This is a genomic window from Kitasatospora sp. NPDC032121 (assembly GCF_055580145.1).
Genome location: NZ_JBVILX010000001.1, coordinates 374,443 through 387,019, shown reverse-complemented (window position 1 = coordinate 387,019; position 12,577 = coordinate 374,443). Strand labels below are relative to the sequence as shown.

Annotated in this window: 13 protein-coding genes; 3 read left to right on the top strand and 10 right to left on the bottom strand. The window is 76.3% G+C overall.

Translation table 11 applies throughout. The annotated features are described in order from the left end of the window. Nucleotides 1-83: 83 nt before the first annotated feature. The gene (locus ACZ5OX_RS01760; protein ID WP_465628133.1) at nt 84-1,112 is read right to left on the bottom strand and encodes a LacI family DNA-binding transcriptional regulator; all 1,029 of its coding nucleotides are present in this window, start codon (nt 1,110-1,112) and stop codon (nt 84-86) included. A 198-nt stretch (nt 1,113-1,310) separates the two neighbouring features. On the opposite strand from ACZ5OX_RS01760, the gene ACZ5OX_RS01755 reads away from it, so the two are divergent. Continuing rightward, entirely contained in the window at nt 1,311-2,288 is a 978-nt protein-coding gene (locus tag ACZ5OX_RS01755; RefSeq protein ID WP_465628131.1) for a DUF4436 family protein, read from the top strand. Here ACZ5OX_RS01755 and ACZ5OX_RS01750 read toward each other — a convergent pair. After that, nucleotides 2,282-3,148: a MurR/RpiR family transcriptional regulator gene (locus ACZ5OX_RS01750; RefSeq protein ID WP_465628129.1), complete on the bottom strand. Its 867-nt coding sequence runs from the start codon at nt 3,146-3,148 to the stop codon at nt 2,282-2,284. The genes ACZ5OX_RS01755 and ACZ5OX_RS01750 overlap by 7 nt on opposite strands. A gap of 70 nt (nt 3,149-3,218) precedes the next feature. Between ACZ5OX_RS01750 and ACZ5OX_RS01745 the strand changes: the two genes are divergently transcribed. Next, on the top strand, nt 3,219-4,076 hold the full coding sequence (locus tag ACZ5OX_RS01745; protein ID WP_465628127.1) for an EamA family transporter: 858 nt from the start codon (nt 3,219-3,221) through the stop codon (nt 4,074-4,076). A 62-nt stretch (nt 4,077-4,138) separates the two neighbouring features. Here ACZ5OX_RS01745 and ACZ5OX_RS01740 read toward each other — a convergent pair whose 3' ends face one another. The 5 genes from ACZ5OX_RS01740 to ACZ5OX_RS01720 all read right to left on the bottom strand — a co-directional run bounded on the left by ACZ5OX_RS01740 (nt 4,139) and on the right by ACZ5OX_RS01720 (nt 9,178). After that, nucleotides 4,139-4,900 carry a GNAT family N-acetyltransferase gene (locus ACZ5OX_RS01740; protein WP_465628125.1) on the bottom strand — a complete coding sequence of 254 codons (762 nt, stop codon included), beginning with the start codon at nt 4,898-4,900 and terminating at the stop codon, nt 4,139-4,141. A 205-nt stretch (nt 4,901-5,105) separates the two neighbouring features. Then, complete coding sequence (locus ACZ5OX_RS01735; RefSeq protein WP_449789882.1) at nt 5,106-6,200, bottom strand: WD40/YVTN/BNR-like repeat-containing protein; 1,095 nt, start codon at nt 6,198-6,200, stop codon at nt 5,106-5,108. 236 nt (nt 6,201-6,436) lie between these two features. Beyond that, entirely contained in the window at nt 6,437-7,879 is a 1,443-nt protein-coding gene (locus ACZ5OX_RS01730; RefSeq protein WP_449789881.1) for a dihydrolipoyl dehydrogenase family protein, read from the bottom strand. Further along, complete coding sequence (locus ACZ5OX_RS01725; RefSeq protein ID WP_465628123.1) at nt 7,876-8,190, bottom strand: hypothetical protein; 315 nt, start codon at nt 8,188-8,190, stop codon at nt 7,876-7,878. Before ACZ5OX_RS01725 ends, ACZ5OX_RS01730 begins: the two co-directional genes overlap by 4 nt. 253 nt (nt 8,191-8,443) lie before the next feature. Beyond that, nucleotides 8,444-9,178 carry an alpha/beta hydrolase gene (locus tag ACZ5OX_RS01720; protein ID WP_465628121.1) on the bottom strand — a complete coding sequence of 245 codons (735 nt, stop codon included), beginning with the start codon at nt 9,176-9,178 and terminating at the stop codon, nt 8,444-8,446. Between the two features lie 260 nt (nt 9,179-9,438). Between ACZ5OX_RS01720 and ACZ5OX_RS01715 the strand changes: the two genes are divergently transcribed. Beyond that, entirely contained in the window at nt 9,439-10,401 is a 963-nt protein-coding gene (locus tag ACZ5OX_RS01715) for a helix-turn-helix transcriptional regulator (RefSeq protein ID WP_465628119.1), read from the top strand. 145 nt (nt 10,402-10,546) lie between these two features. Here the strand turns inward: ACZ5OX_RS01715 and ACZ5OX_RS01710 are convergent, their stop codons facing one another. The 3 genes from ACZ5OX_RS01710 to ACZ5OX_RS01700 all read right to left on the bottom strand — a co-directional run bounded on the left by ACZ5OX_RS01710 (nt 10,547) and on the right by ACZ5OX_RS01700 (nt 12,554). Beyond that, the gene (locus tag ACZ5OX_RS01710) at nt 10,547-10,936 is read right to left on the bottom strand and encodes a thioredoxin family protein (RefSeq protein WP_392884557.1); all 390 of its coding nucleotides are present in this window, start codon (nt 10,934-10,936) and stop codon (nt 10,547-10,549) included. A gap of 248 nt (nt 10,937-11,184) precedes the next feature. After that, nucleotides 11,185-11,916 (bottom strand): hypothetical protein, encoded by a 732-nt coding sequence (locus ACZ5OX_RS01705; protein WP_465628117.1) that lies wholly within the window; start codon nt 11,914-11,916, stop codon nt 11,185-11,187. Further along, the gene (locus tag ACZ5OX_RS01700) at nt 11,913-12,554 is read right to left on the bottom strand and encodes a hypothetical protein (protein WP_465628115.1); all 642 of its coding nucleotides are present in this window, start codon (nt 12,552-12,554) and stop codon (nt 11,913-11,915) included. The genes ACZ5OX_RS01705 and ACZ5OX_RS01700 overlap by 4 nt, the downstream gene beginning before the upstream one ends. Between the last annotated feature and the right edge of the window lie 23 nt (nt 12,555-12,577).

Here is a 12,577-nt window from a genome sequence, read left to right as displayed (position 1 = left end):
TGCCGACCCGGGCGCCAGCCCCGTGCCGACCCGGGCGTCAGCCCCATGCCGACCCGGGCGTCAGCCCCATGCCGACCCGGGCGTCAGTCCCGCGCCTCCGCCGGCGGGCAGCCGCAGGAGCGCCGGACCACCAGCCGGGCCGGGAAGGTGCGGGCACCCAGGGCGCGGCGCTCCGGCCCGCCGAGGACGAGTTCCAGCGCGGCGCGGGCCATCTCGTCCTGCGCCGTGGTGACGGTGGTCAGCGCCGGCCCGGCGATCACCGCCTCGGCGATGTCGTCGAAGCCGGCCACCGCGAGGTCCTCCGGCACCCGGATGCCGAGGTCGTCGGCGGCCCGCAGCAGGCCGATCGCCTGGTCGTCCGTCGCGCAGAACACGGCGGACGGCCGGTCGGGCCGGGCGAGCAGGGTGAGCGCCTCGGCGTGCGCCCGGACCCGGTCGAACGGCGCCGGGGTGAGCCGTCCCTCGGTGGGCAGCCCGGCATCCCGCAGCGCGGCGACCCAGCCGGCCGTCCGCCCGGTGACCGGGTCGTGCGGGCTGAGTGCGAGGGTGCCGCCGAAGCAGTGCACCTCGGCGTGCCCGTGCCCGAGCAGATGGCGGACCACCTCGCGGGCGCCGCCCTCGTCGTCCGCGACCACGGCGACGCCGTCGGGGCTCTCCGCCCGGTGGTGCAGCAGCACCACGGGGGTGCCGTCGGCCACGTCGAAGCCGGTCAGCCCGGAGGTGGCCGGGTCCTGCGTGACCAGGATCAGGCCGTCGACCTGCATCCCGAGGAAGGCGCGGATGTAGTGCGCCTCGCGCTCGTCGGCGTAGTCGGAGTTGCCGATCAGCAGCAGCCGGCCGTGCTCGGCGGCGGCCTGCTCGACGGCGTGCGCGAGCCCGGCGAAGAACGGCTGGCGGGCGTCCGGGACGACCATCCCGAGCAGGTCGGTCCGCCGCCGGGCCATCGCCTGGGCGACCCGGTTCGGCCGGTAGCCGAGCTCCTCGACGGCGGCGAGCACCCGCGCCCGGGTCGCCGGCGCCACCGGCCGCGGCCCGTCGTTGATCACATAGCTCACGACCGCCGTGGACGTCCCCGCCACCCGCGCCACATCGTCCCGCGTCACCCTCGCCATGACCGTTGAGCCTACACAGCCCCTCCGACCAGCCCGTTTTGCCGAGCCTCGGGTCGGGATCCCCGTGCGGGTGCCAGGCCGGGCACCCCGGCCACCCCGACGGGTGCCCCGCGGTTGCGCCCCGGCCGTGGCCGCCCGGAGGGTGGCGGGACGGGTGCCTCCCGGGAGGCCACCACCGCCGACCGTGGGAGCAGGCCGATGAGCGCGCCGCCGCACCGGCGGGCCGTCCGGAGCACCCGCCCGGCGGCCCGGCCGCGGGTCCGCATCCACGCCAGGACGCGGGCCGCGCGGCTCGCGCCGCCGGCGCCCAGGGCGGCGCCCTGGCGCCCGTACGCGGTGCTGGCGGCGATCCTGCTGTTCTGCGCGGCCGGGCTGCTGCTCTACCTCGACGAGCGCTCCAGCCGCGGCCACGCCCAGGTGGTGGGCACCGCGCCGGGGCCGGACGTCCTGGAGGTCGACGTGACGCTCCAGCGGGTGGACGCGGCCGCGCAGACGCTCACCGCCAAGGTGCTGCTCCAGCCGCACGGCGCGCTGGAGCAGGCGGACAGCCCGCTGGTCCCGGCGGGCGAGGTGGTGCTGGAGACCACCTCCCTGGAGCAGACCACGCTCAGGTACCCGGCCGGCCAGCAGATCGGCTCCGGCGTGGTCTCCTTCAACCTCTTCGACGGGCGGCTCTCGGACTATCCGTTCGACCACTACAGCGCGTTCATCGGCTTCCGGGCCACCGTCGGCGGACGGCCCGTTCCGGTGGTGATCGGCCTGACGGAGGCCGACCCCTTCTTCGTCTTCCGGCAGACCGAGCAGGTGAGCGAGGACGCCGGCGTCCTGGTGACCGAGCGGATCAGCCGTTCGCGCAGCACCTTCATCCTGGCCTGGTTCATGATGGCCGCGATGTGGGCCCTGGCACTGTCCGTGCTGGTGGCGGCCTGGCTGATCGTCCGGCAGCGGCGCGGGATCGTCTGGCCCGCCCTCGGCTGGATGGCGGCCACGCTGTTCGCCCTGGTCGGCATGCGCAACGCCGCGCCCGGCAACCCGCCGATCGGCTCGCTGCTGGACTACGCGGCGTTCTTCTGGGCGGAGCTGCTGGTGGCCGTCGGCCTGACGATGGTGGTGGTGCGCGGCGCCCGGATCGAGGGCGGGCACCGGGCAGGTAGGTCCCGGGGCGGGCCTCAGTAGGCGTAGTCGGCCGTGACGTCCGCCGACAGGCTGAGGGCGCGTTCGGCGCGGGGGCCGCGCAGGGCCAGCAGGGTCTGGGCGAGGGCGTCCACGGCGGCCAGGTGGGCGAGCCGGCTGGCGGTCGTCTCCAGGCCGAAGACCAGGTCCTGCCCGCCCGCCACCAGGGCTAGGGTGGCCGTCTCGGTCAGCGGTGAGCGGGCGTAGCTGGTGAGCGCCAGCACGTCGGCCCCGGCCTCGCGGGCCAACCGGGCGGCGTCCACCACGTTGCGGGTGGCGCCGGTGTGGCTGACGGCCAGGCAGGCGGTGCCCGGGCCGAGCCCGGCGGCGGCCAGCTGGGCGGTGACCGGGTCGGCGGGGGCGTCCACCAGCAGGCCGAGCGCGCGCAGCCGGTACGCGAGGTCCAGCACCACGGCGCCGGACAGCCCGGCGCCGAGCAGCACCACCCGGCTCGCGCCGTCCAGCAGTTCGGCGGCGGCGCGCAGGTCGGCCGCGGAGAGGGTGGCGGTGAGGCCGTCGAGGGCGGCCCGGGCGGCGCTCAGGGTCTCGGCGAGCGCCCGGGCCGCCGGGTCTCCCTCGTCGGCGGGCGCGGGCGCGGCGGCGGGGGCCTGCCGGGCGGCGGCGAGCTTCAGCTCCTGGTAGCCGCGGAAGCCCAGCCGCTGGCAGGCCCGGACCACCGAGGAGGGGGCGGTGCCGGCCAGCGTCGCGACGTCGCTGACGCTCAGGTGCACCAGGTCGGCGCCCCGGTCGAGCACCACCTGGGCGACGCGGGCCTCGGTGCCGCGCAGTTCGCCGAGCCGGGCCCGGATCTGCGCCGCCAGCCGGGATTCCAGGGGCGTGAAAAATTCGGAACGCGTTTCCATGGATCCAGGCTATCGTGGAACCAGGTTCCAGGCTCGTCGATTCCGGTGGGCCGTTCGAGGGAGGTCCGTGATGTCCGGAGGCGTCCCGGCGGTGCCGGTGGCCGTGCTCGCGGCGGCCGTGCTGCACGCCGTCTGGAACGGGCTGGCGCACCGGATCCCGGACAAGCTGGTCGGCTTCACGCTGATCAACCTCACCTACACGGCCTGCGCGCTCGTCCTGGTGGTGCTCAACCCCCTGCCGGCGGCGGGTGCCTGGCCGTACCTGCTGGCCTCGGTCGCGGTCCAGGTGACGTCCACGGTGCTCCTGCTGCGGGCCTACCAGTTGGGGGACTTCGGCCAGATGTACCCGATCGCCCGGGGCAGCGCACCGCTGCTGGTGGCGCTGATATCGGCCACCGTGCTCGGTCAGCGGCCGGGCGCGGGCGAGCTGGCGGGGGTGCTGGTGATCTCCTGCGGCCTGATCGGCCTGGCCTTCGCCCGGGGGATACCGGGGCGGGCGCAGCTGCCCGCACTCGGGGCCGCCGCCGGGACGGGCGTGATGATCGCCGTGTACACCGTGCTGGACGGCAGCGGCGTGCGCGAGTCCGGGACGGTCGGCGGCTACGTGGCCTGGCTGTTCCTGCTCCAGGGGCCGGTGCTGGCACTGCTGGTCCGGGTCCGGCGAGGTCCGGCGCTGCTGGCCGGGGCGGGCCGGGCGGTGCCGCTGGGCGTCCTCGGCGGGGTGCTCTCGCTGACGGCGTACGGGCTGGTGGTGTGGGCGCAGTCCCGGGGAGACCTCGCGACGATCGCGGCGCTGCGCGAGACCAGCATCGTGATCGCCGCGCTGATCGCCACCGTGGTGTTCCGCGAGCGCCTCGGCCGGCTGCGGCTGGCGGCGGCGTTCACCGTGCTGGGCGGGATAGCCGTCCTGGAACTCGCCCGGCCCTGACGCGGGCGTGCGGGCGGGCCCCGGGCGGCGGGCTCCGGGCGATGGTCGGAGTCCGGGGGCCGTTACCGGGCGGTGTCGGCGTCCGGTACGACGACCGTCAGGGAGGTCTCCTGCAGCAGGAAGCCCAGCGACTCGTAGAGCCGGCGGGCCGGATTGCCCTCGGACACCACCAGGGTCACGTCGGCGAGCCCGCGCGCGGCGGCGTCCCCGATGGCGCGGCGCAGCAGGTCGGCGCCGAGGCCGCGGTAGCCGCGCTCCGGGTGGCGGAAGACGTCGGCGACCCAGGGCCGGCCGTCGCGGTCGGTGAGGGTCAGCCCGGCGACGACGCGGTCCTCGGCGTCCACCGCGAGCAGGCTGGAGGGCAGCACCGGGCCGATGGTCTTCCCGGCCAGCAGCGGGCCGAGCCGCTCGGCGAGCACCTGGGCCCGCTCGCCCGGGTAGTGGTCGACGTGCCCGGCGGGGAAGGCGGCCCGCCAGGCCTCGTACAGCTCCTCGGGTGCGCGGTCGCAGGGCACCGGCCGCAGGCCCTCGCGCAGCGGCGTCCCCGCCCAGTCGGCGGGCGGGGGATCGGCGCGCAGGTCACGGCGGAGGGTGTGGGCGTGCCGCAGCACCCGCGCGCCCTGCGCCGCCAGCTCCCGGCCGAGCCCGGGAGGGCCGGAGACCACCCAGCCGGGCAGCTCGGCCCGGATGAACCCGGCGGCGTCCGCCGACTCGTCCAGGACCTCCAGCAGGTCGGCCCAGGGCCGTCCCTCCCGCTCGTCCAGCTGGTACCGCAGCACCGGCTCGCCGTCGGCACCCCGCCTGACCACCCAGTCCTCGGCCATGGCCCACCCCACATTCGCACGGTCGTTCGTCGGCGGCCCATGCTCACCGAAGCCCCGCCGTCCGGCAACCGGTTATTTCCGGCCGCCGCCTCGGGCCGCCGCGACACACCGCCGCCTCGGGCCGCCACCTCCGGCCGCCGCGACACACCGCCGCTTCGGCCCGTCGCGGCGGACGGCCTCGGGCCACTCGGACCCCTCAGATCACTCAGGCCACCACCGCGGCCCGGAGGCAGAGCACGTCCGGCAGGTGGGAGAGCAGCAGCGACCAGCTCTCGCCCTCGTCCCGGCTGCCGTACACGTCGCCGGTCCGGTTGCCGAAGTAGATGCCCGCCGGGTCGGCGTCGTCGGTGCGCAGGGCGTCGCGCAGCACGATGCCGTAGTGGTCCTCGCCGGGCAGGCCCTGGGCGAGCTGTTCCCAGCTGGTGCCGCCGTCGGTGGTGCGGAAGACCCGGCAGCGGCGGCCGGGCGGGATGCGGTCGTCCGAGCCGCCGAGCGGGAAGAGGTAGGCGGTGTCGGCCCGGCGCGGGTGGGCGGCCACGGCGAAGCCGAACTCGGCGGGCAGCCCGTCCACGATCGAGTGCCAGCTGTCGCCCCAGTCGTCGCTGCGGTAGACGCCGCCGTGGTTCTGGAGGTAGAGCCGGTCCGGGTGGACGGGGTCCGGGGCGATCTTGTGCACGCACTGGCCGAACTCGGGGTACTGGCGCTCCTCCGGGAAGAACTCGGCGCGCAGGCCGGTGTTGGAGGGCTGCCAGCTGTCGCCGCCGTCCTTGCTGCGGTAGACGCCGCCGCTGGAGACGGCGACCAGCAGCCGCTGCGGGTCGCGCGGGTCGGTCAGGATGGTGTGCAGGCCCTGGCCGCCGTACCCGGCGCCCCACTGCGGCCGCTGCGGGTGGTTCCAGAGCTGTTCGACCAGTGCGAAGGTCTCGCCGCCGTCGGTGGAGCGGAACAGCGCGGCCGGCTCGGTGCCCGCGTAGACGACGCCGGGGGCCTCCGTTCCGGCGGGCTGGAGCTGCCAGACCCGGGTGAGCGAGGCGCCGGTGGACTCCGGGAAGCGGATGGCCGGCTGCGGCGGCTCGGACCAGCTGGCGCCGAGGTCGTCGGAGCGCCAGACCGACGGGCCCCAGTGACTGCTGTCGGCCCCGACCAGCAGTCTGGTCCGGCCGTCGCGCCGGTCGATGGAAACGGAGTAGATCGCGTTCATCGGGAAGTGCGGCCCGCTGAACTCCCACGTCAGCCGGTCGCGGCTGCGGCCGAGAAAGAGGCCCTTCTCGGTTCCGACGGCCAACAGCACCTCGGTCATGCCTCACACCACCTGGTCACGAGTACGCCCCCGGACGGCCCCCAAGTGCCAGTGTCCCGCCGTCCCCCGGTGGCCACACCTCGCCGCGCCGGTCACCCGGGAGACCGACGGGAAACACCGGCCGTCCGAGAGGCTCGTCCAGGGCTCGTTCGGGAGGCTCCCGCGCGGGCTCCCTCGGGCGCTCGTCCAGGGGCTCGTTCGGGGCGCTCGGGGCGCTCGTTCGGGGGCGCGCGCCGCTACCCCCGGCAGTCCTCCAGCAGCCGCAGCCAGACCTCGCTGATCGTCGGGTACGAGGGCACCGCGTGCCAGAGCCGGTGGATCGGCACCTCACCGACCACCGCGACGGTCGCCGAGTGCAGCAGCTCCGCCACCCCGGCGCCGACCAGGCAGGCGCCGACGATCACCTCGCGGTCCAGGTCGAAGACCACCCGGGCCCGGCCGCGGTAGCCGTCGCCGTAGAGCGAGGCCCCGGCGACGGAGCCGATCTCGTGGTCGACGGTCTTCACCCGCAGCCCCGCCGCCTCGGCGGCGGCCGCGGTCAGGCCGACGGCGGCGACCTCGGGCTGGGTGAACACCACCTGGGGAGCGCCCGCGAGGTCCGCGGACGCCGCGTGCGCGCCCCAGCGCGAGGTGTCCAGGGGGCGCCCCTGGGCACGGGCGCCGATCGCCGCGCCGGTGATCCGGGCCTGGTACTTGCCCTGGTGGGTGAGCAGCGCCCGGTGGTTGACGTCCCCGGCGGCGTAGAGCCACTCGCCGTCCACCCCGAGCACCGTGCAGCTGTCGTCCACCTCCAGCCAGTCGCCCGGCTTCAGACCGACCTGCTCCAGCCCGATGTCGGCGGTGCGCGGGGCCCGACCGGTCGCGTACAGCACCTCGTCGGCGGTCAGCGTCCCGCCCCCGCCGAGGGTGAGGGTCACCGGCCCGGAGCCGTCCGCCCGCTCCAGCGCGGTGACCTCGGTGCCGAAACGCACGTCCACCCCGGCGGCCCGCAGGCCGTCCGCGACCAGCTCGCCCGCGAACGGCTCCATCCGCGGCAGCAGCGCGTCACCGCGCACCAGCAGCACCACCTCGGAGCCGAGCGCCCGCCAGGCGGCGGCCATCTCCACCCCGACCACCCCGCCGCCGACCACGGCCAGACGCCCGGGGACGGTCTGCGAGCCGGTGGCCTCCCGGTTGGTCCACGGGTGGGCCTCGGCGAGCCCCGGCACGTGCGCGGGCAGCACCGGGCGGCTGCCGGTGCACACCACGACGGCGTGCCGGGCGGTGAGCACCCGCTCGCCGCCGTCCTCGGCCTCCACCGTCACCGTCCGCGGCCCGGCCAGTCGGCCGTGGCCGCGGACCAGCTCGATGCCGGTGTCCCGCAGCCAGCTCACCTGGCCGTCGTCCTTCCAGTCGGAGGCGAAGGAGTTGCGCCGGGCCAGCACCGCGGCCGGATCCAGCCGCCGGTCGCCGACCGCCTCCCGGGAGCCGGCCACCGCGCGGGCGTCGGCCAGCGCGGCCACCGGCCGCAGCAGCGCCTTGCTGGGCATGCACGCCCAGTACGAGCACTCGCCGCCGACCAGCTCGGCCTCCACGATCACGGTGCGCAGCCCGGCGGCGACGGTCCGGTCGGCCACGTTCTCGCCGGTCGGGCCGGCCCCCAGGACGATGACGTCGTACTCCTCGGCGGTGCTGGTCATGCCCTGTCCTCCGTCGTCTCGATGGCCACCCCGGCCCGTCGCGCGGGGGTGACGGCCGTGTGCTCACAGGTGTCGAGCGACCGGCCGCGCCGGCCGCCGTGCCGGTCGCCGGTCGGGGCGACCGCACCGGGGAGCGTGCCGCGGCCGCCTCCGGTTCCGTACCCGAGCCTGACCCGGGCCGCGCGCCGCGGCCACTCGTCGTGCCCGTCGCGTGCCGTCGGGGTGAGCGGAGCGGCCGGCCCCGGGCCGCCACCCGGCCGGAACTCCGGCACGGTGTCCGGCGGTTCGGTACGGCTGGGCTGCTCGCGCACGGGTGCTCGCTCTTCGCTCGGGTACGGCGTGGGCCCCATCCTGCCCGTCCGCGCGCGGTTGCGCGACGGACGGACACGCCGAGGGCGCCGTGGGGCACGCCGTTGGGCGCGGACGGGACAGTCCGGAGCCCCGGGGCGGACGAACCGGCGGGGACGGGCCGCCACGGATCACCACGGGCTGGCACGGACCACTACGGACCACTACGGACCGGCCCGGACCGGTACGGGCCGGCACGGGGCAGGCGGGCTCGGATCAGAGCGCGGCGAGCTCCGCCAGCACCGCCGCCGTGTCGGCCGGGCGGGAGAACATCGGCCAGTGCCCGGTGGGCAGTTCGCGCAGCTCCCAGTTCGGCCCGGACATCCCGGCGAAGAACGGGTGCCCGGCGGCGATCAGCTCGTGCACCTGGGCGAGCGGGAAGGAGCAGGAGACCAGCGCCTGCGGCAGCGCGGCCCCGGCGCCGGTCAGCCGCAACCGGTCCCGGAAGGCCCCGGCCGGGTGCGGGGTGGAGCGGGCGCGGATGCGCGCCAGGGCGGCCTCGTCCAGTCCGACCACGCTCGTGCCCTGCTCGGACAGGTACTCCCAGGAGGGCATCGGGAGTCGGCCGTCGACCACCGAGGCCTCGGCCGTCCGCTGGTAGTCGGGCTGCCAGAGGTCGTACACCGAAGTGCCGTCGGCCAGCGGGCCGCTGTCCAGGTAGACCACCCGGCGGATCCGCTCAGGCATCCGGTCCGCGACCCCGCCCACCGGGGCGGCGGCGCCGCTGTGCGCGACCAGCACGACGTCCGACAGGTCCTCCCGGATCAGCAGCGCGGCGAGGTCGGCGACGTGGTCCTCCAGTCCGAACTCGCCGTCCTCGGTGGCGCGTTCGCCCACTCCGGGCAGGCTGACGGCGTACACGCGGTGCCCGGCCGCACGCAGCGGCGCGGCCACCTCGTCCCAGGCCCAGGCGCCGATCCAGAATCCGGGGACCAGTACGAACGTGCTCATGGTGGATCACTCCTTCGTCGGTGGGATGTCCGGGGGAGGCGTCGACGGGCCGCGGGAGGGCCCGCTGGGCGCGGCGGGGCGCGGGAGGGCGTCGCCGCGGTGGGGCCTCCTCCACCGCCGACTCTAGGATCGGATCAGGACAGAAGTCGCCCGGATTTCCTCCGGGTCGGGCCGGAGGCCGAGCCCGGACGGCCCGAAGGCGGCCCGGACGCGGCCCGGAGGCGGCCCGAAGACGGCGTGGAGACAGGAAGGAACGCACGGTGGAGCACCCGGTCAGCCGCGTCCTCGCCCTGCTGGAACTGCTCCAGGACCGCCCCGGTCTGACCGGCGCCGAACTGGCCGCCCGGCTCGACGTGGACGAGCGCACCGTCCGCCGCTACGCCGCCCGGCTGGCCGAACTGGGCATCCCCGTCCAGGCCGACCGCGGCCGCTACGGCGGCTACCGGCTGCGCCCCGGCTACCGGCTGCCGCCGCTGATGCTCAACCCGGACGAGGCCGCCTCCGTCGTCCTCGGCCTGCTGGCCGGCCGCAGCTCGGGACTGTCGGTGGGGGAGGGGGCCACCGAGACCGCCCTCGCCAAGATCCAGCGGGTGCTGCCGCCGCCGCTGCGCGAACGCGTCGCCGCCGTCGAGGAGACCCTCGGCCTCACCGCCGTCCCCGCGACCGGCCCCGGCCCGGCCGCCGCCGCGCTCTTCACCCTGGCCGAGGCGGCCCGCCGCCGACGCCGGGTGCGGCTCGCCTACCGGGACCGCGAGGACCGCCCCAGCGAGCGCGAGTTCGACCCGTACGGACTGGTCTTCCACTCCGGGCGCTGGTACACCACCGGGCTCGACCACCGCAGCGGCGAGCCGCGCACCTTCCGGCTGGACCGGATCACCCGGGTCGAGCAGGGCGAGGCCGGGTTCGAGCCGCCGGAGGACTTCGACCCGGTCCAGCGGGTCGTGGAGTCACTGGCCGGGGCGCCCTGGCGGCACCGGGTGGAGGTGGAGCTGGAGACCACCCTCGCCGAGGCCCGCCGCCGGCTGCCGCCCGCCGTCGGCACGCTCACCGAACTCGCCGGGGACCGGGTGCTGCTGCGGGCCCGGGCCCAGAACCTGGACGGCGTCGCCGTGCTGCTGGCCGGCCTGGGGTGGCCGTTCACCGTCCGGGAGCCAGCCGCGCTGCGCGCCGAGGTGCGGGCGCTCGCGGCCCGGCTCACCGCCTGGGGCGCCGAGCCGACCTGAGCCGCCGCGGCCGTCCCGGAAGCCGCCGCCGTCCCGGAAGCCGCCGCGGCCAGCCCGGAAGCCGCGGCCGGGCACGGCGAAGGCACGGTGAGGACACGGCGAGGGCCCGGGGAGACGACGCTCCCCGGGCCCTCGGACATTCGGATCAGGCCTGGCCGCCGGCCGCCTGCTCCTGGGCGACCTTGCGCTTCACCTCGGCCATGTCCAGGTTGCGGGCCTGACCGATCAGGTCCTCGAACACCGCCTCCGGCAGCGCTCCGGGCTGCGAGAAGACGAGCACGCCCTCGCGGATGATCGCCAGCGTCGGGATCGACTGGATCTCGAACGCGGCGGCCAGCTCCTGCTGCGCCTCGGTGTCCACCTTGGCGAAGACGAGGTCCGGGTGGCGCTCGGCCGCCTTCTCGTACACCGGGGCGAACTGGCGGCACGGCCCGCACCACCCGGCCCAGAAGTCGATGAAGACGAAGTCCTTGCCCTCCGGGCCCGGGACGATGTCGTCGAAGTTCTCCTTGGTCAGCTCGACCGTGCTGCTCATCTCGCGATTCCTTCCCTTCCGGAGGGTGGCGATCCAGGCCCGTTCAGGCCATGTGCCCGCCACAACGGTCCCGGTCCCCGGGGTATTCCGGGAGGCGAATCCGGGCCGTCCCGGCGCCGGCCGTCCCGCCGGCCGTCCCGCCGGGCGGCTACGGGGCCGGGGACGGCACCGTCCGCACCACCGGCGGCGCGGCGCTCCAGCCCGGGGACATCGACCACTTCGAGGTCCGGGTCCAGGACGGCGGTGCGCTACCGGTCGCCGTCCCGGCGCACCGCGCCTGCCTTCCAGTCGACCGTGTACGACTCCAGCCGCTCCACCCGGGCCGTCCCCCGGACACCGGGCCAGTGCGGGTTCGGCTCGCCGGTGCCGGTCATGTGCTCCCGCTGCCAGGTCCGGCTCCAGCCGACCCGCAGCGCCGGCTCGAAGCTGTGCCACCGCCCGCAGCCGCAGGGCGTCAGCACCCAGGCGCAGCAACGGCACAGCCCGGCGTGGCCGTGGCCGGTCGACACGGACACCGCCGGGCCCTCCTCGCCACAGGCCGGGCAGCCCGGCAGCACGACGCCGTCCAGCAGTGCGTTCTGCCGCTGGACGTAGTCGGGCAGCCGCAACGGCGGATGCAGGAACGGGTCGTGCTGCCAGGCCGCGTCCGGCGAGTTCCGCCAGGGCCGGTTCCACCAGGGCGTGTCCGCCGGCTGCCGCCGCCCGGCCCGCTTCTCCGCCCGGCGCCGCTCCGCGTACTCCTCGGCCCGGGCCCGCCACAGCTCGCGTGCCTCGTGCAGCTCGTCCACGGCGCGGACCAGCGACTCCGGGTCGGCCTCCAGGAATCGCGGCATCCGGGCGCTGACGGTGAGGTGGTGGTACGTCGCCCGCAGGCCGTACGGGGCGAAGAGGGTCAGGCAGGTGCGCAGCGCGCTGTGCCGCCGGTACGGCGGGAGCGAGGCGTCGTGCACCAGGGCCCGGCGGGTGTGGAAGCTGGTCATGACGGTGTCTCCAGGTCCAGGTCCAGGGCGCGGGCGAGCGCGCCGGTGACGGCGGCGGCGTACCCGGGTACCTGCCGCTCGGCCCAGCCCGCCGCGAGCGCGAGGAACGCGCGCAGGTCCCGCTCGGCCCCGGCGAGCAGCCCGCGCAGCTCGTCCACCGGCAGCTCGATCACCGGGCCCCCGCCGCCCTCGGCGTCCTGGGTCAGCCGGACGACCCGGCCGACACACTCGGCCCGGGCGTCGGGGTCGTGGCCGAACCACGCGGTGCCGGGGCCGTCCGTGACGTCCAGCCACTCGCGCCAGTCCTCCAGGCCGTTGCAGCAGCCCGGCTCGAACACGGCGCCGGTCGCGGAGTCCGTCACCACCAGGCCACCGGGAGCGTACGGGTGCGGCTCGGTCAGCAGCCCGTGCAGGAACGCGCCCAGCGGATCCGCCGGCCGGGCGACGCGCTCCCCGGCCTGCTCGGGATCGGGCTCGACGTCGTTGCGGTCGGCCAGCAGCCACACCGCCGCACCCACCTCCGCCGACGTCATCCGCCCGCTCAACGTGAGGTCCCCGTGCCGCCCGGGCGTGCCCGTCGGCCACAGCGTGAAGCCCTCGGGGGAGAAGAACGTCAGCACCGGTCGCATCGACATCATCCGCCGATCATCCCGAACGGAAC

Excerpts from the sequence above, each read along its gene's own strand:
- ACZ5OX_RS01760 (WP_465628133.1), bottom strand. The coding sequence starts at position 1,112 with ATGGCGAGGGTGACGCGGGACGATGTGGCGCGGGTGGCGGGGACGTCC.
- ACZ5OX_RS01755 (WP_465628131.1), top strand. The coding sequence starts at position 1,311 with ATGAGCGCGCCGCCGCACCGGCGGGCCGTCCGGAGCACCCGCCCGGCG.
- ACZ5OX_RS01750 (WP_465628129.1), bottom strand. The coding sequence starts at position 3,148 with ATGGAAACGCGTTCCGAATTTTTCACGCCCCTGGAATCCCGGCTGGCG.
- ACZ5OX_RS01745 (WP_465628127.1), top strand. The coding sequence starts at position 3,219 with ATGTCCGGAGGCGTCCCGGCGGTGCCGGTGGCCGTGCTCGCGGCGGCC.
- ACZ5OX_RS01740 (WP_465628125.1), bottom strand. The coding sequence starts at position 4,900 with ATGGCCGAGGACTGGGTGGTCAGGCGGGGTGCCGACGGCGAGCCGGTG.
- ACZ5OX_RS01735 (WP_449789882.1), bottom strand. The coding sequence starts at position 6,200 with ATGACCGAGGTGCTGTTGGCCGTCGGAACCGAGAAGGGCCTCTTTCTC.
- ACZ5OX_RS01730 (WP_449789881.1), bottom strand. The coding sequence starts at position 7,879 with ATGACCAGCACCGCCGAGGAGTACGACGTCATCGTCCTGGGGGCCGGC.
- ACZ5OX_RS01720 (WP_465628121.1), bottom strand. The coding sequence starts at position 9,178 with ATGAGCACGTTCGTACTGGTCCCCGGATTCTGGATCGGCGCCTGGGCC.
- ACZ5OX_RS01710 (WP_392884557.1), bottom strand. The coding sequence starts at position 10,936 with ATGAGCAGCACGGTCGAGCTGACCAAGGAGAACTTCGACGACATCGTC.
- ACZ5OX_RS01705 (WP_465628117.1), bottom strand. The coding sequence starts at position 11,916 with ATGACCAGCTTCCACACCCGCCGGGCCCTGGTGCACGACGCCTCGCTC.
- ACZ5OX_RS01700 (WP_465628115.1), bottom strand. The coding sequence starts at position 12,554 with ATGATGTCGATGCGACCGGTGCTGACGTTCTTCTCCCCCGAGGGCTTC.